This is a genomic window from Caballeronia sp. LZ032 (assembly GCF_031451315.1).
Classification (GTDB): Bacteria; Pseudomonadota; Gammaproteobacteria; order Burkholderiales; family Burkholderiaceae; genus Caballeronia.
On sequence record NZ_JARUXP010000004.1, the window covers coordinates 1327193 to 1347673 of the forward strand.

The 20481-nt window shown below is 62.5% G+C and carries 10 protein-coding genes; 6 read left to right on the plus strand and 4 right to left on the minus strand.

The window, feature by feature from the left end; genetic code table 11:
* Positions 1 to 44: 44 nt before the first annotated feature.
* Genes treZ through treY form a run of 3 tightly spaced genes read left to right on the plus strand, consistent with a single transcriptional unit; the run spans position 45 to position 7095 of the window.
* Positions 45 to 1964 (plus strand): malto-oligosyltrehalose trehalohydrolase, encoded by a 1920-nt coding sequence (gene treZ, locus QCE69_RS33915; RefSeq protein ID WP_309935284.1) that lies wholly within the window; start codon positions 45 to 47, stop codon positions 1962 to 1964.
* Positions 1961 to 4156, plus strand: a complete 2196-nt coding sequence (malQ, locus tag QCE69_RS33920) for a 4-alpha-glucanotransferase (RefSeq protein WP_309935286.1) — start codon at positions 1961 to 1963, stop codon at positions 4154 to 4156. The genes treZ and malQ overlap by 4 nt, the downstream gene beginning before the upstream one ends.
* Positions 4153 to 7095, plus strand: coding sequence for a malto-oligosyltrehalose synthase (gene treY, locus QCE69_RS33925; protein ID WP_309935288.1), 2943 nt, complete (start codon positions 4153 to 4155; stop codon positions 7093 to 7095). Before malQ ends, treY begins: the two co-directional genes overlap by 4 nt.
* Positions 7096 to 7131: 36 nt before the next feature.
* Here treY and QCE69_RS33930 read toward each other — a convergent pair whose 3' ends face one another.
* The 4 genes from QCE69_RS33930 to QCE69_RS33945 form a co-directional block, all read right to left on the minus strand.
* Positions 7132 to 9156 carry a hypothetical protein gene (locus QCE69_RS33930; protein WP_309935290.1) on the minus strand — a complete coding sequence of 675 codons (2025 nt, stop codon included), beginning with the start codon at positions 9154 to 9156 and terminating at the stop codon, positions 7132 to 7134.
* Between the two features lie 123 nt (positions 9157 to 9279).
* On the minus strand, positions 9280 to 12294 hold the full coding sequence (locus tag QCE69_RS33935) for a hypothetical protein (protein ID WP_309935291.1): 3015 nt from the start codon (positions 12292 to 12294) through the stop codon (positions 9280 to 9282).
* A 429-nt stretch (positions 12295 to 12723) separates the two neighbouring features.
* The gene (locus QCE69_RS33940; protein ID WP_309927219.1) at positions 12724 to 14085 is read right to left on the minus strand and encodes a hemolysin family protein; all 1362 of its coding nucleotides are present in this window, start codon (positions 14083 to 14085) and stop codon (positions 12724 to 12726) included.
* 61 nt (positions 14086 to 14146) lie between these two features.
* Positions 14147 to 15265, minus strand: coding sequence for a sensor histidine kinase (locus QCE69_RS33945; protein ID WP_309927221.1), 1119 nt, complete (start codon positions 15263 to 15265; stop codon positions 14147 to 14149).
* Between the two features lie 708 nt (positions 15266 to 15973).
* Here QCE69_RS33945 and QCE69_RS33950 point away from each other — a divergent pair.
* From QCE69_RS33950 to QCE69_RS33960, 3 genes are all read left to right on the plus strand, one after another.
* A complete protein-coding gene (locus QCE69_RS33950) occupies positions 15974 to 17059 on the plus strand; it encodes a glycosyltransferase family 2 protein (RefSeq protein WP_309821116.1) in 1086 nt (361 codons plus the stop codon).
* 26 nt (positions 17060 to 17085) lie between these two features.
* The gene (locus QCE69_RS33955) at positions 17086 to 18588 is read left to right on the plus strand and encodes a N,N-dimethylformamidase beta subunit family domain-containing protein (protein WP_309935292.1); all 1503 of its coding nucleotides are present in this window, start codon (positions 17086 to 17088) and stop codon (positions 18586 to 18588) included.
* 422 nt (positions 18589 to 19010) lie between these two features.
* Entirely contained in the window at positions 19011 to 20282 is a 1272-nt protein-coding gene (locus QCE69_RS33960) for a flippase (protein WP_309927565.1), read from the plus strand.
* Positions 20283 to 20481: the final 199 nt, after the last annotated feature.

Genomic DNA, 20481 nt, shown 5'->3' on the forward strand with positions numbered 1-20481 from the left:
CGAAACACAACTGCATTGCAGTCACGAGAACCAGGCAGGCCACCATGTCCGAACGTCCGATCGATCCGCACAAGCATCAACATGCGTATTGCCTTCCTTTCGGCGCTCATCTGACGGGCGCCGCGCGCGAACATCCGCGCACGCGCTTTCGTTTCTGGGCGCCGTCGCGCGAGTCCGTGCAAGTCGAAATCGAGCGCGCCGGCGGCGTGCCGGAGCAGATCGCCATGCAGCCCACCGGCGACGGCTGGTTCGAAGCGGAAGCCGATGGCGGCGCGGGCACGCTGTATCGCTACCGGCTCGACGAGAATCTGGCCGTCCCCGATCCCGCGTCGCGCTTTCAGCCTCAGGACGTACACGGGCCGAGCGAAGTGATCGACCCGCGCGCGTACCGCTGGACCCACACGAACTGGCATGGCCGTCCCTGGGAAGAGACGGTGCTGTATGAACTGCACGTCGGTGCGATGGGCGGCTATGCAGGCGTCACCGCGCGCCTTCCCGAACTCGCGCAACTGGGCGTGACGGCCATCGAACTGATGCCGCTCAACGACTTCTCCGGCAGCCGCAACTGGGGCTATGACGGCGTGCTGCCGTATGCGCCCGACTCGTCGTATGGCCGTCCGGACGAACTGAAGCAACTGGTCGATACCGCGCACGGACTGGGACTGATGGTGTTTCTCGACGTGGTCTACAACCACTTCGGCCCGGACGGCAATTACCTGGATGCCTACGCGAAGACCTTCTTCCGCGAGGGCGTGCATACGCCGTGGGGACCGGCCATCGACTTCGAACGGCCGCAGGTGCGCGACCTGTTCTTCGACAATGCCCTGTACTGGCTCAACGAATATCGCTTCGACGGCCTGCGCCTCGATGCGGTGCATGCGATCAACGACGACGAATGGCTGCGCGAGTTGTCGCAACGCATCCGCAGTTCGGTGGAGGCCGGCCGGCACGTGCATCTCGTGCTCGAAAACGAACACAACACCGCGAACCTGCTGGAAACGCACTTCGAAGCCCAATGGAACGATGACGCGCACAACACGCTGCACGTGCTGTTGACGGGCGAGAGCGAAAGCTATTACGGCGCCTATACCGACCATCCCATCGAGAAGCTGGCGCGAATTCTCACCGAAGGCTTCGCGTATCAGGGCGATCCCTCGCCGATCCACGACGGCAAGCCGCGCGGCGAGAAGAGCGCGCACCTGCCGCCGACCCGCTTCGTGATGTTCCTGCAGAACCACGATCAGGTGGGCAATCGTGCGATGGGCGACCGCCTGCGCGCGCTGACCAATGACGAAGCGCTCCATGCGGCAACGGGCCTGTTGCTGCTTTCGCCGCAGATTCCGCTGCTGTTCATGGAGGAGCAATACGGCTCGACGCAGCCGTTCCTGTTCTTCACCGACTATCACGACCAGCTCGCCGACGCGGTGCGCGAAGGGCGTCGGAAGGAGTTCGCGAAGTTCTCCGCGTTCACCGATGAAAAGCGCCGCGCGCAGATTCCCGATCCGAACGACGTCAAGACCTTCGAGATGTCGTCGCCTCATGCGGTCAGCAACATCGCCAGTTCGGCGCACAAACAGGACGAGGAAGACCGGCTCGCCTGGCTGCACTTCTATCGGTCGGCACTGACGGTGCGCGCGAAGCTCATCACGCCACGCCTGAAGGGTGCCAAGGCGCTGGGCGCGACAGTGCTCGGCGAAAAGGCGCTGGTCGCGCGCTGGAAACTCGGCGACGGCGAAACGCTCACGGTCGCTTTGAACCTCGATGAAGCGCCCGTCGCGCTCGGCGAGACGCCGCAGGGAAAGGTGATCTTCGAGACGCCCGCGCGTGCGCAGGATCGCAGCCGCGACGGCGAACTCGGCGGCCGCACCTTCCTCGCGTGGCTGACCGGCGATGTGAACGAGTACGCGATCGCGCACGATGCGCGCCATTTCGAACCGGCGTCGGCCGAAGGAAAGAAGCTGTGAGCGCCGCCGATAAATCCGCTGCCGGTGCGTCGAGCAGCATCGAAACCCTCGCGGCACGGGCCGGCTTCGAAGTCGAATGGCAGGACGCGCACAAGCAAATGCGGCGCGTTCCCGAAACCACGCTGCGCATCCTGCTGGAGAAGCTGGGCCTGCCCTGCGGGAATGCCACGCAGATCAAGCAGAGCATGGCCGCCATCGACGCCGAAACCAGCGGCCGCAAGCTGCCGCCGCTCATCACGGCCGAAGTGGACCGCGCCATCGCGCTGCCGGTGTCGGCGGCGAAGTCGGGGGCACGTTATCGGATCGAGCTTGAAAGCGGCGAAGTGATCGACGGGCGCTTCACGTCGCCGAAGGGCGAGACCGCACTGCTCTCGCCCATCGCCGAGCCGGGATATCACACGCTCGTCATCAACGACCATCGCACGACACTGGCCGTCGCGCCCGCGCGCTGCTACACGATCGACGACGCCTGGCGCGCGCTCGACGATGACGCTGGAAGCGCGCCGCCGCTGTGGGGCGTCGCGGCCCAGGTCTACGGACTGCGCCGCAATGGCGACGGCGGCATCGGCGATTTCACCGCTCTCGCCTCGCTCGCCACGCAGACGGCGCGGCGCGGCGGCCATGCGGTCGCCATCAGCCCGATGCACGCGATGTTCAGCGCCGAGCCGAACAAGTTCAGCCCCTATTCGCCGTCGTCGCGGCTGTTCCTCAATGTCGCGCATGTCGATCCCGCCGCGGTGCTCGGCGCGCCCGCCGTGCGCGCAGTCGTCGAACGACTCGGTCTCGCCGACGAACTCCGCGCGCTGGAAGAACTGACGCTGATCGACTGGCCACGCGCCAGCCAGGCGCGCCTCGCGATTCTCCGCGCGTTGTTCGACACCTTCTCGCAGGACCACGATTCCGCCTTCGCGAAGGACTTTGCCGCATTCGTCGAGGATGGCGGACGCCCGCTCGAAGATCACGCGCGTTTCGAGGCCTTGCAGGCCGTGCAACTCGCCGAGAACGGCGAAGGCCACTGGCGCAACTGGTCCGAAGCGTTGCGCGATCCGCGCAGCGAGGCGGTCGCCGAATTCGCCAGCGCCAATCGCCGGGAAGTGGACTTTTATCTCTTTACCCAATGGCTCGCGGCGAAAGGACTGCTGCATGCCCAGCACGCCGCGCGCGATGCAGGCATGGCCGTGGGACTGGTCGCCGATCTCGCCGTGGGCTGCGACAGCGCCGGCAGTCATGCGTGGTCGTATCGCGATGAAATGCTGACCGGCGTCTCCGTGGGCGCGCCGCCCGACCTGTTCAACCAGGCAGGTCAGTCGTGGGGGCTCACCACCTTCTCGCCGCGCGCGATGCGCACGCAAGGCTTCTCCGCGTTCATTGACATGCTGCGCTGTGCGTTCAAATGCGCCGGCGGCATCCGTATCGATCACATTCTCGGCTTGCGCCGCCTGTGGCTCGTGCCGGAAGGCGAAAGCGCCAAGGACGGCGCGTATCTGCGCTATCCGCTGGAAGACCTGCTGCGTCTGATCGCGCTGGAATCCTGGCGGCATCGCGCGATCGTGGTCGGCGAAGATCTCGGCACGGTGCCGCCCGGTTTCACCGAGCGTCTCCAGGAACACGGCCTGCTGGGCATTCGCGTGCTGTGGTTCGAGCGCGAAGTGGACGGCCCCGGTTTCAAGCCGCCGCGCGAATGGGACAGCGGCGTCACGGCGACGACCACGACGCACGATCTGCCGACGGTCGCCGGATGGTGGCGCGGCGAGGACATCGTGTGGCGCTCGAAGATCGGCCAGACGATGGCGCGCGCCGACGGACGCGATGCGGTGGAAGTAGCGCTGGAAGAACGTGGCGATGATCGCGAACATCTGTGGCGCGCGTTTCAGGAGGCAGGCATCGCGCCCGCCGACGTCGAAGCGCCCGGCGTGGACAATCCGCCCGTGGACGAGGCGCTGGCCTTCGTTGCCGCGACGCCCGCACCGCTCGTCACCTATCCGCTCGAAGACCTGCTGGCGCTGGTGGATCAGCCCAACCTGCCCGGCTCCATCGACGAGCATCCGAACTGGCGCCGGCGGCTGGCCCTGCCCGTGGATGAACTGTTTCTGGACGACACCTTCGCCGACCGGCTGCTTGCCGCCGACACCGCGCGCAAGCGTTCTGCCCAACCGAACGAACCCACTTCGAATCCGACCGACTCACCATGACCGTTCCGCGCTCCACGCTCAGGCTCCAGCTGCACAAGGACTTCACTCTCGACGACGCCGCCGCGCTCGTGGACTACTTCGCGTCGCTCGGCGTGAGCCATGCGTACGTCTCGCCGATCACGACCGCCACCGCCGGCTCCACGCATGGCTATGACGTCGTCGATTACACGCGGATCAATCCCGAACTCGGCGGCGAAGACGCGCTGCGCCGTTTTGTCGAGAAGCTCCGGGCGCATGACATGGGCCTCATCGTCGATATCGTGCCGAATCACATGGGCGTAGGCGGCTCGGAGAACGCGTGGTGGCAGGACATTCTCGAATGGGGCCGGCACGCGGCGCACGCGCGCTTCTTCGATGTGGACTGGCACTCGCCGGACCCGGCGCTGCGCGGCAAGGTGCTCGCGCCGTTCCTCGGCGCCTCCTATGGCGACGAGTTGCAGGGCGGCAAGATCAAGCTCGAATATCGCGCGGATGAAGGGCGCTTCGTGATCGCGTATTACTCGCACGCGTTTCCGGTGTGTCCCGTCGACTATCCTGCCGTGTTCCAGGAAGCGCCTGAACTGGCGCAGCGATTCGCCGGCCTCACGACGCAACCCGCCGACCAGCCGCGCGCCGCCGATGCGCGTACGGCGCTCATTACGATCGCGGGGACCGAAGGCGGTCAGGCCGCGATCGAGGCGATCCTCGCCGCGCATTCGTCCGATACACCGGCAGGCCGCGACCGTCTGCATCGCCTGCTGGAGCGCCAGCATTATCGGCTCGCGTGGTGGCGCACTGCCGCCGACGAAGTGAACTGGCGGCGCTTCTTCGATGTAAGCACGCTGGGCGGCGTGCGCGTCGAGCGTCCCGAAGTGTTCGAGGCTTCGCACGCGCTGATCTTCCGGCTCTTCACCGAAGGGCAGATCGACGGCGTTCGCGTCGATCACGTGGACGGGCTCGCCGAACCGCGTGAATACTGCCAACGTCTGCGCGCGCGGCTCGAAGAGTTGTCGGCGGCGCGGCCCGAAGCGTTGAGACACGGCAACGGCCATACGTACTTCGTGGTCGAGAAGATTCTCGGACGCGGCGAACCGTTGCGGCGTGACTGGCAGGTGGACGGCACAACCGGCTATGACTTCATGAACGACGTCGGCGCGCTGCTGCACGATCCGGCCGGCGCCGAACCGCTTGCCGCACTGTGGGCCGAGCTCACGGGCAAGAGCGCGAACTTCGCGGATGAAGCGCTCAGCGCGCGCCGCAAGATTCTCGCCGAGAACCTCGCAGCGGAATTGGATCGCGTGACGCGCGCGTTGCACCGTATCGCGCGCGATGCACAGAACACGCGCGATTTCACCTTTACGTCGATTCGCCGCGTGGTCGCGGAACTGGTCGTGCACTTTCCGGTGTATCGCATCTACCCGCTGGGCAGCGTGCGCAGCGCCGAGGACGAGCGCTTCTTTTCGCAAGCGCTGGACGCCGCGCGCGCGACGCTTCCGCGCGCGGATCATGTCGTGCTCGATCAGGTCGCGCAATGGCTCGGCGGCAAGCTGCCCGACGAAGCGCCGCAGGAGGCGCGCGTCGAACGGGGACGAGACCGCGCGGCGGAGCGCAGTCGTGATCGCGACCGGAATCATGCTCAAGCGCAAGGCCAGGCGCAGGCCGGACAGAATGCACAGCAGCCGTCGAGCGGCTCACAACGCCGCGCCGCCCAGACCTTGTTCTCGCAACTGACCTCGCCCGTGGCGGCGAAGGCGGTCGAGGATACGGCGTGCTATCGCTATGGCCGGCTCATCTCGCGCAACGAAGTCGGCGCGGACCCGGGCGAGTTCGCGTTGTCGGTCGCGGATTTTCATGCGGGCAACCAGGAACGATTCGCCGCGTTCCCCCACGCGATGCTGTGCACGGCCACGCACGATCACAAACGCGGTGAGGACGTGCGCGCCCGCATTGCGGCGCTGAGCGAGATTCCGGATGAATGGGCGGCGACGCTGCGGCAATGGTCCACGCTGAACACGCCGCTGCGGCGCGGCGCGAATGGAGGTCTGGCCGAAACCGGCGACATCAATGATTGGGCCCCCGGTCCCGCCGCGGAAGCGATGCTGTATCAGACGCTCGTCGGTTGCTGGCCGCTCACGCTTGCGCCGGACGATGAAGCAGGCGTTCACGAACTGGCCGAGCGCGTTGCACAGTGGCAATTGAAGGCATTGCGCGAAGCCAAGCTGCGCACCAGCTGGTTCGCGCCGGATGAAGCCTATGAACAGGCGTGCAAGGACTTCCTGTTCGATATCGTCTCGCCGCAAAGGCGCAATGGCTTCCTGCAGGAACTGTCGGCGTTCGTCGCACGGCTTGGGCCGCTGGGCGCGGTGAACAGCTTCCAGCAAACGCTCTTGCGGCTGACGGCGCCCGGCGTGCCGGATCTGTATCAGGGCACGGAGCTATGGGACTTCAGCCTCGTGGATCCCGACAATCGCCGGCCCGTCGATTTCGATCTGCGGCGCAAATGGCTTGCGGAGATCGAGGAGAAAGGCGCGCCGTCCGAGCAGATCGGCAACTGGCGCGACGGGCGTGTGAAGCTGGCGGTCGTGCGACGCGCGCTGGCATTGCGCAAGCATTGCGAGTCGCTGTTTGCACAAGGCGAGTACATTCCGCTCGAAGTAACGGGTGAGCAAGCCGGACATGTGATTGCCTATGCGCGGCATGCGGGCAGTGCGTTTGCAGTTGTTGTCGCGACGCGGCTCGCAGCGCCTCTGCTCGACGCAGACGCGGACCTGCCGCTGGTTGCAGCGGAGCGCTGGGGCGATACGGCTATCGTGCTGCCGGAAGCGCTGCACTCGCGTGCGCTGTTCGACTGGCTGAGCCCGAATGCCCCGAAGGCCGAAGGCGCGCAACTCCTCGTACGCGATGCATTGGGCGCGATGCCGGTGGCATTGCTCGTGGAAGAAGGGGTGCCCCGGCCTTGAGCGTGCGGTTCGGCGGGCAATTCGGCTTGCGGTGTCTCATTGGAACCACTTCCATAGCAAGGGATCGTTGACCCCCGCCTGTGAGAACCGCGTGGTGAAATCGGCGAATCTCGCCGGATCCGCCTTGATGTCGCTCAGCACGATGACGAGGTAGGAAAACAGATCGGGGTCCGCCGCCCTTGCGGCCGTCGCGCTCTCTCCGGGAGACAGCGTGCGATCTGTTCTGAGCAGGCTGGAGATATCCACGCCCACCTCGTCGCCCGTCGCATTCCATCCCCGCGAACCCGCTTCGACGAACGCCGCTGAAGGTCTTGCGCTTCGCGGCTGTCCCTCGAACAAAAAGATTCCATATGTCTGCGACAGTTGATCGATGAACAACTGTCTGTCTGCATCCGAAAGCGTTGCCAGACGCAGCGGCTCCGACGCCAACAGTGCATCCCACTTTCGAAGGGATCTTCTGTTGCTCGTCGTCGCGACGAATCCTTCCCGGATCACGTTCCGACAGAGCTCGTTCGCTCGCACGAGATACGCTGTGACGTCGTATTGATAGGCCGATACATCAAAGTTATCGTCCCGTATTGCCATCGGTATGATCTCTGACCGCGCAATGAATCGAGTGGGCTCGGTAATCCTGTTTTCGCTGACGAATCCCGGACCTGTTATGGCACCAGCCTGTTGATTGTGATCAGCGTCCACGTCGTTCCCGTTGATCGAAGCGGCCACATCGCGCGTCTGCGCAAGATCGAAAGCCGAGCCCGGCATGGCGGACAGCCACGCTCCTTCCTGATTGTTCAAGTAGGCTACATCGTTTGAAACGCTGACCTGTGCCAGGTATTCCGCCTTGTCGTCTACCTTATACTTGACTTCACCAAAATATACGCTTTGCCCTTTTCCATGGGCCGTGAGATTGGAGAGTGCTTCACCAAGATAAGACTGCATGGCCTTGAGTGCCTCGCCATAGTCTCGTACATCGTTAGCCGACATCGGCATTGCCGGCATCCATTCCATGCCGGTTTTCCACTCGGTAACACTCTTCTCAATCCTGGTGCTCCAACGCTCGGGCAATCCTTCTGTTGTCACGCTTTTTGAAATGAAATAGAACAGACATGAGTTGTCTCTCAGCTTGATGAAATGCGCCCGACTCTTCGCACCGACCCAATCGATGTCCAGATTCACTAAGCGTCCCCATCCCCAGCTTCCCAGGATCACGAGCCCGCCCGATACGAGAAGTGCGACGCCCGCATACTTCGCGACGCGATCACATGCTGCCGGAGTCGACGCGGATCCCGAAAGGACGAGAGGCATTTCAACAATCTGGGATGCGTCTGTTGCCAACGGTCTCAGCGAGACCGCATCGGCATGGCCTGTCTGAACTCGATCTTTTCTATTGCAGACTTGCGACACGACGTTCAGTGGCAGGTTGAACATCCGATTGAAACCCTGCCTCCGGTTCACGGATACGTCCTGTCGAGGCAGACCCGGCTCCTCGAACGGTGACCGGGACGTGTACCAGTAATAGGTAAGTGACAGCAGGCCAAGCACCGACAGTCCGACACCCATGCCGATTGCCGTCCAGGGTAATGTGGGCTGCGAAAGTGCCCGTACCGCCGCTTCGAGCTGCTCGCAAGTCAGCTGGAAGTCTGGGAGTGCATTCCTCAAAGCGTCGGCATCTTCGTATTCGCAGGTGCCTGACTCAATGACGTCCAACAGCGCTTGAACTTCTCGCAGGAGGGACTCGGCTTCGATGCGTGCCAGTTCCTCGGTTGCGTCATCGTCCGCACCCCCACGCATTTTGTGGATAGCTGTGATGAGCCAGTGCCCATCACGGAAAACAATGGCGGGGCCGGTAGAGTGTCCAGCTTCCATCGAGTCATCGGGCTTCACGAGACGGATGATCGAGAAGTGGTTATCGAATGCAATGCCGAACGTTTTGCCTTCTACCCGGATATAACGTCTGACCTCCTTGTAATAGAGGCCCCGAGGGTCCGGCTCGCCCTCCGCTGTGATTACCCTCTCCTCTTCCGACAACGCAACATCGCGATGCTCGTATTCAGTTGCCAAGCCCCATTCCGACAACCTGGTTTCATTCGGCTGCGCACCGTGTAGTCGCGCGATTGCGCTGCTGATCAAGGGTAACTGGAGCCTCTCTGCTGCCCGTTTGAGTAGAGGGCCAGCCACGCGCCCCTATTTTGGAGCCAGCGCGATCCACGCCGCGTACTGTGAATCCGCCCGGGGAAAAAGGAAATCAGCCTTGACGCCATGTCCTGTTTCTCCAATCAAGCGAGGTTCGACAAGACGGTTAAATCCGTTCCGAAGCGAAGTCGCCACCTGGTTTGCAAGCGCTTTTCTCAACCGAAAGACAGGCGGCGCATTGCTCTCCGCCAGCATCGAACTCAGCTTGGCGCTCCATTCGAACCACGTATCCGCCTCCGGCAGTTCACGCTTCACGAGCATTCTTGCTTCGTAGAGATCGGAGAGCAACGGAGCGAGCGTGGCAAGCGGTCCGGCCCATTCATGACCGTGTGCCCGCAGTGTCTCCAGCGTGGCGGCAAGCGTCCGCTGTCGCTCTACGCGCTCTGCTTCGCCGGCGAACAGCAGCAGATACACGTCCAGGGCGAGATGAACCTCCCAGATGCGTTGACCCATCCCCTCCAGGATGTTCATACCCGCGCGTATCGATCCCTCCAGCGCCGGAGACGTCGAGGCGAATCGCTTGAGACGCTCCTTGATTTCCATGGCGTTCGGGCGACCGTTGAGAAAATCTCGAGCAAGCGTCGTTGCGAGGTCTTTGTATGACTGTTGTTCCCGTCCCGACGGCGCATTCGCATCGTCAGTCAGAAGCGTCCATAGCATTGGCCTGAAAATGATCGAATACAAGGCGTCTGCAAGTAGCGCCATGCCTGGATTCGCCGCGATGAGCGATCTCGCCATCGCGCTCCGGACCATGCTCTCGAGTGCCTGAAGGACCGCCTCCACGGTGCGTTGGCGAGTCGCCGCATCCGGGTCGCTCAATGCCATACCCAGGCCAATGCCCTGCTCCACCACGGTTCCGACACCGTAGAGCACCGTGTTGTCGACGTAGAACAAGCCAGCGGACAGCGCTTGCCGTGCAACGCCAACGGCTTCGCGAGAACACAATGCCGAATGGACACTGGACACCGTCAGGTTGTTGCTGTTGATCAACGGCAGGAGGCGCTTCAACAGCATGAGTGCAGCATCGTTCTGGATCAAAGCGCTTTGCCAGCGCTTCATTCTGTCTCCGTCGGCACCCATCAGCAGTTGCAGCGTATCCGCTTTGACGAGGTGTTCCCGCACCCATACACGCTGACTATCCCAGGACCCCAAGGCCGGAAAGCGAACGATCTCGCGGTACAGCTTGATGGCGTTCTGCGCAGCCTCCTTATGTCGAGCAGGCACGCCTGACAGAATCAGTTTCCCGGCATCGGGATGACCGAGCCATCTCACCAGCGCGCCGAGCTTCCCGACCTTCGAGACCGCGTCCGCCGAATCGAGCCTGTGCGCGCTTCGGTCCGGCTCCAGCGATTGCAGGATCGAGTCGGCCAGGCCCGAGACCTCTTCAAGCGACTCGGAGAGCGCAGTCCCGGTGCCCCTCATGTTCATGAAGTCGCGCAAGAATGTTTCGAACGTGGCTTCGTGATGAAGCTGCTTCTCCAGCAGACCTGCAATGTCCAGCGCCTGTGAAATCGTTTCGATCACGCGTGCAATGTGCCTGCTCGCTTCGACACCCATCGACTTCCGCACTAAGGGACGTTCCACAAGCTCCTTCAATGCGTCCAGCCCTTTCGCGATCCGTTCCATCATCTGCTGTTGCGTGTCCATGGAACCGAAAGACAGCGCGGTTGCAAGTGTGTCAAGCGTCTGGGGCACATCGACGAGATCCGGGCGGATATCCTCCGGGATCAGCGTCGACTGCGATATCAGGCGAGCAAGGCGCTTGAGCTTCTTCAGTAGCGGCACGTCGCGGTCGACCTCCGCGACCAGGCGCCCATGGATTCCCCGACGGTAGCCGAAGCTTTCGCCCAGCCCAGCAAGCACTTGTGTGGCCAGCCCAAGCGATCCGGCGAGCCGTTCGCCGAGCAACTGCCTCATGGTGGACAGGTCAAGCGCCGCACTGACCTGCGCCAGCGCATCCATCGCAGTTTCGGCTGTCAGCGTGCCGCTCAGAACGACACGAAGGTTGGTCAAGTCTTTGCACCATTGGCTGATCTGGATGGCGACATCAGGACCCGGATCGCATGAAGGGGAAGACCCTTGAATGTCGATCAAGCCCTCCGCAATCAGCGCTTTAATGCCCGGCAACGCCTCGGAAACGCTGCGTACCGTGCCCAATTTCTCGAAGTGCTCGCGTAGCCGACCCATCTTGTCGCGATAGGCCGGCCAAAACTCGCTCTCAACCGGCAAGTCGTGGAGAAAGTTCTGCAGCGGCCTGGGCAATCCGGATGCGCTCCTTGCAATCTCGGACCGGAGTGCGTCAATCGCGTCGGGACCGCCGCTTTCCGCCGCTTTGCACCGGCTTTCGAAACACTGGATAGCTTGCAAGGATGTCGTGAACTGTTTCTGAGCCTCGGCTGCATAAGCAATCCACCTGCTGGCAGCATCCGGTAGCGCAAAGGCCGTGTTCTCGTCTCGAGCGAGCGCGGACCAGAGCAGTCCAGCCTTGTCGTGCCACGCGAGATCGGGATTGTCGATCGTCTGCCGAAGCGACAGGCAAAGATGCCAGAGCCGATCCACCTGATCGAGCGCGTCGCATGTCGCGGCGACTTTCGAGCGCATTGCTTCAGGGAGCAATGGCGCGCACCTGCGCATGAAAGCACTCAGGTCTTCGAGAATCCGGGTCCAGTCTTCTTCTTCGGATGAGCGGAGCCGCGCGTACATGCGTTGCAGGTCGCCATAGGCACCTTCCATGTCGCGATAGCCTGCAAAGAGCGCCGTCACGATTTCGAACGCCATTTGCCCCGCCAACGGCATCAGAATTTCGATGAAGCCGCCCTGCGCGCCGACAGGTAGATCAGCACTGCCCTCGTCCGCGTCCTGATCCGATTCGTGGCTTTCAGTCGAGGCATGACCGAACACACCATGCGTTGCACTTTCGGGAACAGTTCGACGCCTGCTGCGCCGAGCTCCAAGCGATGCTGCATTTTTCGGGCGTGTCTCTTCATCGACTTTGGCTTGCGGCATGAATTGCGCTCCCACGCAGCTAACAGACGGCAGGTCCCGAGCGAGCATCACGTCAAGCGCGCCAAGGAGATTCCGGGGGCGCAAGGCAGCCATGGCCGACGTCAGATCGATGGCGCTCGCGTGCGGAAGCATCCTGAGTCGCGCATGCGAATCACGCTTGGACAAGAGATGAGAGACTCGTGCTGAGCCGCGAAGACTGAGCGATGCCGGTCAGGGTATTTCTCGTTCTTATCGTATCCGGACCCTGTCGCATGACTTAACCAGCGACACTATTCGACAATTCGCAGACAAGCACCTGACGGGAAGTACTCTGCGTGCGTGCAGGCGTCAACCGGTCGATGAATCCATCAACCGGCGTGACCGTCGAATGATGTTGAGACCGGATTCAACGGCAAGCGTGCCTATGCGCCATGTCAGAACCTTGCACGCTCACTCCGTTTCTTCGAGCGCTTCTTCTCGTGGATAGACCCGCACCAGCACGATGCGCGGCCCCTTCATCTTCTTCACCACGATATCGAACTGGTCGAACGCCACGCGTTGCCCTTCGCCAGGCAGATCGCCCAGCGCATTGATGACAAGACCCCCGACCGACTCCGCGCGCCCTTCATCGATATCGATACCCAGCGCCCGTTCCAGCGACACGACAGGCAAGCTGCCCTTGCCCATCAGCGTGCCGTCGTCCATGCGCGACCAGTCCGCATCGCCTTGACGGAACTCGTCGTGGATCTGACCGACGAGCGCGCCGAGCAGGTTGTCGAGCGTGATGAAGCCGATCGGCTTCGCGCCCTTGCGTCCCACGATGGCCAGATGCGGCGCGCCCTTGCGGAAGCGGCGGAACAGTTCGAGCGCCGAGAGGTTCGGCGCCACATACTGCACCGGCCGCACATGACGGGCGAGTTGATCGAGCTTATCGGCGTGCTTCGTGAGATGGAAGTTGAAGCCGCGCCCCTGGCCGTCGCCTGCGAGAAGCAAATCCTTCAAATGAATCATGCCGATCACGCGTTCACCCGACGCATCCGCGAACAGCGGATAGCGCGAGAAGCGATGCCGCGAAATCACGGCGAGGTTATCGCGCATCGGCAGGTCGTTGCGCAAGCCGACCAGTTCGTGCGCGGGGCGCATCAGGTCGGACACGGTCATGCGGCTGAAATCGAGCGAGTGCGCGATGGTATTCCACTCGTCCTCGTTATACGAGGAAGCGCCGCCGTGCCGCCGGCCGCGCAGGATCAGCTTGAGTTCATCCGTCGAGTAATGCGTGTCGTGACCGTGTTCCTCCGACATGCCGAAGAGACGCAAAACGAAGTTGGCACTCGAGTTCAGCACCCAGATGAACGGATACATCAGCCAGTAGAATCCGTACAGCGGCATGGCGAGCCACAGCCCCACCTGTTCCGAGCGGCGGATGGCCCACGACTTCGGCGCGAGTTCGCCCACGACGATGTGCAGGAATGAAATGACCGTGAAGGCGAAGAACAGCGAGATGGAATCGATGAGCTTTTCCGACTCCACGCCAATCAGCGCGAAGAGCGGATGCAGCAAGGTCGCGAAGGCCGGTTCGCCGATCCAGCCGAGACCGAGAGAAGCCAGCGTGATGCCGAGCTGGCAGGCGGACAGATAGGCGTCGAGCTGCCCGTGAACCTTCGCGAGCAGACGGCCCGGCAGGCCGTTGGTCCGCGCGATTGCCTTGACGCGCGTGGGCCGCAGTTTGACGAGCCCGAACTCCGCCGCGACGAAAAAACCATTCAACGCGACGAGCAACAATGCGCCGATCAGCGCAACGACCTGAGCCAAGGCAACTCTCTTCGAAAGTGGAAAGCGTCAGTATAGAGGCGACAGCAAATCGAAAGTAAATTCACATCCCTGCGACAGGAATGCGCACCGACAACGTAACCTCGGCGTTATCCGCGATGTCGCTCTGCTCGAAGCCGCCGCCATGCGCCTCGGACACGCGCTTGCACAAAGCGAGCCCCCACGCGATGCGCCCGCCTTCACGCGGTTCCAGCGCCTGGCGGCGCGCGAACGCTTCGAGCACATGAGGGGAAGCTGTATCGCTGAGCGCCTGCGCCGACGCGGTGAAGCGCACATCGGTCCGCCACATGCTGCCTTCGATGTTGCTGGCCGCCCGTACGGCCGCGCCGGCCGGGCTTGCCTCGGCGGCAAACGCCAGCATCAGCCAGAGCGTTTGCAGAAGGCGCTCTGCATCGCCCTCCACTTGTTCTTCGGCGAGCGGCGTATCCAGTTCGATGGTCACGCCGCGCGCGTTTGCCACACTCGCACGCGCCAACGCCGCGCTTTGCTCCAGCAACGGACGCAAGGCGACCGGCGCGAGCGCGACCTGCAGGGCCTTGGTTTCGGCGCGCGTCGTATCGACGGACCGCTCGATCAGCTTCACCTGCTGCTCGACGCCCGAGCGAATGCCGGCCAGCGCGCGTTGCGCGGCGGGATCGTTCGCGTCGACCTTGCGCTCGAGTACATAACCCCAGCTGTGGATGGCGTTCAGCGGACCACGCAGATCATGCGACACGATGGACAGCACATGATCGCGCATGAAGAGCGCGGCCTCGGCGCGCAGATGCGCCACACGGTCAACGTGTTCTTCACCCCGTTCCGACGCCGACGGCGACACGATCAGCGTGACGCAATCCTGACCCGGCAGCGCGATGATCGCGAAGGAACGCGTCCCGGCGTCCGCGCCGATGCTCACCTGCGCGCGACGCGTGCCGTTGCCGGCCAGCGCGGCGTCGGCGACTTCGCCGAGCACGGCGGCAAGCGGACCGGGCAACGGCGTTTCCGCCAGCGTACGGCCGTTCAGTGAAGCGGAATCCAGATCGAAGAGATGAGCAAAGACGGCGTCGGCCGACAGGCACCGCTGAGCGGCGTCGAGCACCAGCACGCCGTCGTTACCTGCAACGGCCGCGTCGAAGGTCCGGGCGCCGCCCGGTTCGACCGTACTGGAAAAAGACGTTGTCACGGTTAGGGTCCTTGCTATTGGGCTGATGCGGTTGATGTCAAGGGAAGGCAACGCTTCGCAACGACGCTGAAGACATGCGGATCATGAAGGCAGACGGCTTTCATGAATGGATTCTGCAAGTCATTATATGTGAGTGCCTCCTGTGCATGCTGCCGCCCTCCGTGCTCGTTTCCCGTCTGAAGCCAACGCGCAAACGTTACACGTCATCACGTTGTGCGCTGCACCGGTTTCAGCGGACAAGCTTCCAGTCCGTAAGAACCGGACGCTTCGGGCTCGCAGCATGTTTCGCTCCTGACATAAAGCGGCGTTACTCGTCTTGCAAATTTTTAAACACGCGTTACAAATTCGTGGGTTATCTGTTTTGATATAACCACAGCAGGCAATTAATCAATGCGCGTATGCGGATCTCGAGCGGCGCCCGCAAACGCAATGGCGACGGGGCATTGCGCGTATCGATGAGTGAACGGAACTGTTTTGAACGGGATAAGCGCTTGAACCGGCTTGGCGTCCGCTTTCAAATATGCGCCGTCGCGCAAATAAAAAAATAAATCGGCAGCCGCGAATTTCCATGCGTGCGTACGCGAACATTCCCGGCTTACAACTCCCTATAGCATTCCACCTGACCAATGACGCATTGGACAGCCGGCGCGCATGAACCGGCCTCTGCCACGGTGGCCTCAATACCAACACTAACCGGTGACACGAGCTATGACACGCGTCCACAACGGTACTCGCAAGACCCTGCTGTCGGTGATCATTCCCGCGTATAACGTGGAGCATTTCATCGCCGCCTCGCTGGCGTCCGCGCTCTCGCAACCGCGCTCGGAGGAGATCGAGCTCATCGTCATCGACGACGGTTCCACCGATCACACGCTCGAACGCATTCTCGACGTGCAGCGCACGGAGCTGGGCCGCAACATCCGCGTGATCCATCAGGAGAACCGCGGCGTGTCCGCCGCGCGCAATCGCGCGATCGCCGAAGCAACGTCGCCCTACATCGGCTTCCTCGATTCGGACGATGTCTGGTCCGAGGACTTCACGCAGAAGATCATGCCGCTGCTGGACCAGAACGTCGCCGACATCATCGAGTTCAATGTCGGGATCATCAATTCGGCAGGCAAGGTGATCGACAAGGTGCAGCTGATCGATCCCGCGACCGTCGGCACGCGTCCGTGCAATCTCGACGCGCTGCTCGACTTCGCCCGCGTGTATCAGGTCTTCCCGGCGGCACGCGTGTACCGGCGTGCGCTGTGGGACGGCATCGAGTTTCCCGCAGGCCGCGTGTATGAAGATGCCGCGGCCATCCCGCTCGTCTATGCGCGCGCCAGCACGCTGTTCCGTCTCGCGGACAATCTCTACTTCTATCGGCGCCGCGCCGGCAGCATCACGACGAGAGCGACGCCCTATACGGTCACGTCGCTCACGATCTGCGCGGAAGAGACCATGGAACGCTGCAATGGCGGCCCGCTCGATGCCTTCTGGCTCGCGATGTTCCACAAGGTCTTCTCGTACGCGTGCCATCAGGCGGCGCGTGTCGATGCAAGTGCGTTCGCCGAAGCCATCCGGACCGTCGAGGCCACCGCTGCGCACTATCGCGCGTTTGCGGCGAATCGGCGGGATACGCCCAGTGAGTTGTTGTTCCACAAGAAGATCGTCGCGGATCGCCGCTGGTTTCAGGCCAAGCGCGTGGTCAAGCGGGTACTCGGACTCGAACTGCGTCCGCCTGCCGCGCCGGCGCGCGCCGTGCCGTCCGCCAATCTGCGCGGGCGTCCGTCCGCGGGCAGCCAACAATGATAAAAATGCCGTAAGGGGCCTTCAGCATGCAGATCTACCCGAAGAGGCCCGGCTTCACCGCGGGCGAGTCGTTCGAACTCGCGGTGCAGCCGGGTTCGCGTTTTTCTGTCGCGATCTATCACCAGGGCAATGACGAAACGCTGACCAGCATGGGCGGCATCGTCGTGCAGCCGGGCGGCGCCGTGCAGGCGCAGTTGCAGAACGGCAGATACGTGTTCCAGTCGCCGGGCCGCACGGGACGGCCGCGTCACGATGAAGACTGGAACTGGCCGACCATCTCAATCAGGCCGAATGCCGACGACATCGAAAGCGGCGCGTACGTTGCGATCGCCTATGAAGTGGGCGCGAACGGCGAGCCGCGCGACGAACTCGGCCGGCGCGCGGCCGCGCACAAGCCGATCTTCGCGGGACCGCCCGCTTCGGACAGCATGGCGCTCGTCATCGCGCGGCCACGCAAGCCGTCGGCGGAGATTGCGTACATCGTGCCGATCAACACGTACCACGCCTATAACTCGATGGGCGGCGGCTGTTATTACGGCGACCCGATCCACCGCACGCATCCGCAGACCACCGTGAGCGTCCAGCGCCCCGGCGGCGGGTTTGGCGCGCAACTGGGCGAGCCGACCGATCCTTATGATCCGCGCTCGCCGCGCCAGCAGTTCACACACTGGGATGCGAAGTTCATTCGCTGGCTGCGCGCGGAAGGCATCGCATGCGACTTCTATACCGATCACGATCTGCATCGCGGCACGGATCTGAAGCTCGAGAACTATCGCTGCATGTTGAGCGTCGGGCATCACGAATACTGGTCGACGCAGATGCGCGAGCGCGTGGCGCAATTCATCGCGCAAGGCGGCAATCTCGCGATCTTCAGCGGCAATACCTGCTTCCGTCCCATCGACTTCGGCGACGCGCCGATCGACGGCGACTATACGGTGATGAACCGGCTCGGCGAGAAATGGCCGGGCTATGACGAGTCCAACCTGATCGGCCTGAGCTACGCCTATGGCGGCGGCAAGTACGGCGTGTGGAAGCGTTTGCGCGGCGGCTGGATCAAGCGCGAACGCGAGGCGATCGGATATACCGTGCGGCAGGCGGACCATTGGATCTTCGCGGGTACGGGCCTCGTCGATGGGCAGACCTTCGGCGCGCAGGACCGCCTGGTGGGCTATGAGGTGGATGGCGTGCCGCCCGAGCCGAATGGCTTCGTGACGCTTGCGGACACGGTGCAGTTGACCGGATGGGACATGGGCGGCGTCGGCGCGATGGGCGTGTTCCAGCCGGATCGCAACGGAGGTCCGCAACAAGGCCTCGTCTTCAACGGCGGCACGACCGACTGGCCGCGCGTGCTGATGGACCCGGAAGCGGAGAGCCGTGTCATCGTCGATCAGATCACGCGCAACGTCGTGCGCCGCTTCATCGGTTTGCAGCCACGCGTGATTGCGCGCATGGACGTGGGAGCGGATGAGCCGTCGAAAGGGGTTGCAGCGTTGGCAAGAGACGGTGCCCTCAACGGCGCCCTCGCCTGAGCGGAAGCCCCCAGACTTCGCTGGTTTGCTGCCCGCACCCTGACAGTCCTAACAGGGGTGTGCCGGATTTTCAATCGCTCAAAATCGTTGCGACTCCGGCATTGCGTGGGCCAACCCACTGATGATTGCGGCCGCGGCCTGTCAAATGCATACGGTAGTACAAGTCGCGTCGTCACCGGGCAAGCGAGTGCTCGGAACCGGTGCGTTTCGTGCTGTACCCGTCCATCGACCTGAACAGCGTGCGGGCATGCAGACATGCTTTCGCTGCATGCTGCATTGACGGCGCGGCGTACAAGCGAAACTATTCGCCTGTGGCGCTGTCATGTTTAGGCCCACCGCTCAGGCGCAAACGCACGACGTTTGCAGCCTTTGCCCCTCAGTCATCAAGATCACGCACAGCTCCAAGCCGGGAAAACCGTTCAATGGCTTCATTCAAGAAGAACTTTACGATTTTGATGACGCTGCAGGTATCCACCTACCTTGCACCGCTCTTGACGTTGCCGTGGCTCGCACGCGTGCTGGGGCCAAGCGAATATGGACGCCTTTCGTTCGGCCTCGCATTTACCGCATATTTCATTTCACTCACGAATTACAGCTTCTCTCTTACCGCTACGCCGAAGGTCTCGATCAATCGTGGAGACCGCGCGTTGCGTTCGCAGGTCTTCTGGGAAACAATCCTCACGCAGGCTGCACTGGCCGTCGCCGGCCTGGTCGTCCTGATCGTGCTGACCTCCGTCATTCCTTATCTCGAAGAGAATCGCGAGCTACTGTTGCTCGGCTACGGCCAGGCCATCGGCGCCATGCTGATTCCGACGTGGTACTTCCAGGGCATCGAAGACCTGGGGATGCTGAGCGGCTTCGTCTTCGTAGGCCGCGCGCTCAGCATTCCGGCGATGTATCTGTTCGTGCGCCAGCACGACGATGTCTATATCGCGATGGCCGTGAATGCGCTTGTCCCACTTTTGTCGGGTGTCGCAATTTGCATTTATTTGTATTTTCGACACGAGCTCGATTTCGTCAGAGTGTCGTTCAAGACCATTGTCGAACGTCTGAAGGAAGGCTGGAGCGTGTTCATTGCGACGTCGCTGGTGGATATCTACGCCTCGAGCAACATCGTGCTGCTGACCTTCATCTCCGGTAACGTGGCGGCCGGCTACTTCGCTGCCGGCGACAAATTGATCCGCGCGGCATTGAATATGCTTCAGCCGCTCAAGACCGCTGCTTATCCCCGTGTCAGCTTCCTCATGCACCACGCAAAGGATGATGCGTTTGCGTTCTTGCGCAAGATGTTCGTGTTGCAAGGCTCGATCGTCTCGCTCATATCAGTCTGCATCTTCTTCGCGGCTCCGCTTGCAGTAAAGCTCTTGTATGGTCCGCAGTTCTTGCCTACGGTAGAAGTGCTGCGCTGGATGGCGTTCGTGCCGCTCATGGCCGGACTGTCGGATCTCTTCGGCGTTCAGACGATGCTTCCGCTCGGCATGAAGAGCCACTTCAGCCGTGTGCTGATCGGTTCGGCGGTGCTGAACTTCGCGTTGCTTGCCGTGCTGGCGAAGCTTTTCGGCGAGCAGGGCGCCGCAGCCACGGTGCTGATTGTCGAGACCTGCGTAGCAGGCGCGATGGCCCTGACGCTGCATCTGCAGAAGGTGCCGTTCCTGCGCCGGCCCATCACCGAAGGCGCGGGATCGGGCACGTGATCGCGTTATGTGACCTGCCTCTCCTAAGCCGCCGAGTTACACGGTCGAGCGCACGTAATGGCTAAAACAGTGCGTGCTATAAAAGCATCAAGTGTGTCGTGCAGGTTATGGAAGGCATTGGGCCAGCAGTGTGAATGACTGCCCCTCAATGAAGAATCCGTGCGCGGCGTTGGTGCGGCGCAGCGCTTTCGATAGCGAC

Coding starts and splice junctions, on each gene's coding strand:
- treY (WP_309935288.1), top strand. CDS start 4,153: ATGACCGTTCCGCGCTCCACGCTCAGGCTCCAGCTGCACAAGGACTTC.
- QCE69_RS33935 (WP_309935291.1), bottom strand. CDS start 12,294: ATGCCGCAAGCCAAAGTCGATGAAGAGACACGCCCGAAAAATGCAGCA.
- treZ (WP_309935284.1), top strand. CDS start 45: ATGTCCGAACGTCCGATCGATCCGCACAAGCATCAACATGCGTATTGC.
- QCE69_RS33955 (WP_309935292.1), top strand. CDS start 17,086: ATGCAGATCTACCCGAAGAGGCCCGGCTTCACCGCGGGCGAGTCGTTC.
- QCE69_RS33950 (WP_309821116.1), top strand. CDS start 15,974: ATGACACGCGTCCACAACGGTACTCGCAAGACCCTGCTGTCGGTGATC.
- QCE69_RS33960 (WP_309927565.1), top strand. CDS start 19,011: ATGGCTTCATTCAAGAAGAACTTTACGATTTTGATGACGCTGCAGGTA.